Here is a 396-nt window from a genome sequence, read left to right as displayed (position 1 = left end):
GAGTGTGAGGGTACGGGCGGCGTACGGCAACGGTGAAGCAGGCACTCCGACGAACCCATCGTCACGTCGAAGGGGCAGGTGACGGTTCCGAAAGCGGTGCGCGACGCGCTCGGCCTGCAATCGGGTGATCGGGTTGTCTTCCGCGTTGAGGGCAATCGCCCGGTGCTTGCTCGGACGCCGGACTTCCTCGCCCCTGCCGGGACGATCCGGTGGCCGTCTTTCGATCGGTCTGTCGACCGGCTCAAGACGATCGAGGGGGTTGAGCCGCCGCCGGTCGGATCCCGGCGGAGCCGCGGACCGTGAGCCCAGGGCGGTGCTGTCGGCGGCCTGACGAGGCAAGGCCGATCGGCAGCGTTTGACGCCGAGCCCGACACCGCATTCGGTGTGGCACTGGAC

The 396-nt window shown here is 68.9% G+C and carries 1 protein-coding gene; it reads left to right on the top strand.

From position 1 onward, the window contains the following. Window positions 1-78: 78 nt before the first annotated feature. Window positions 79-303 carry an AbrB/MazE/SpoVT family DNA-binding domain-containing protein gene (locus IZR01_RS49630; RefSeq protein WP_003903930.1) on the top strand — a complete coding sequence of 75 codons (225 nt, stop codon included), beginning with the start codon at window positions 79-81 and terminating at the stop codon, window positions 301-303. The last annotated feature ends 93 nt before the right edge of the window (window positions 304-396 follow it).

The organism is Catenulispora pinisilvae, assembly GCF_015356865.1.
In the GTDB taxonomy this organism is placed as follows: domain Bacteria; phylum Actinomycetota; class Actinomycetes; order Streptomycetales; family Catenulisporaceae; genus Catenulispora; species Catenulispora pinisilvae.
The sequence above is the reverse complement of the archived record's forward strand: the minus strand, read 5'-3'. Positions and strand labels throughout refer to the sequence as shown.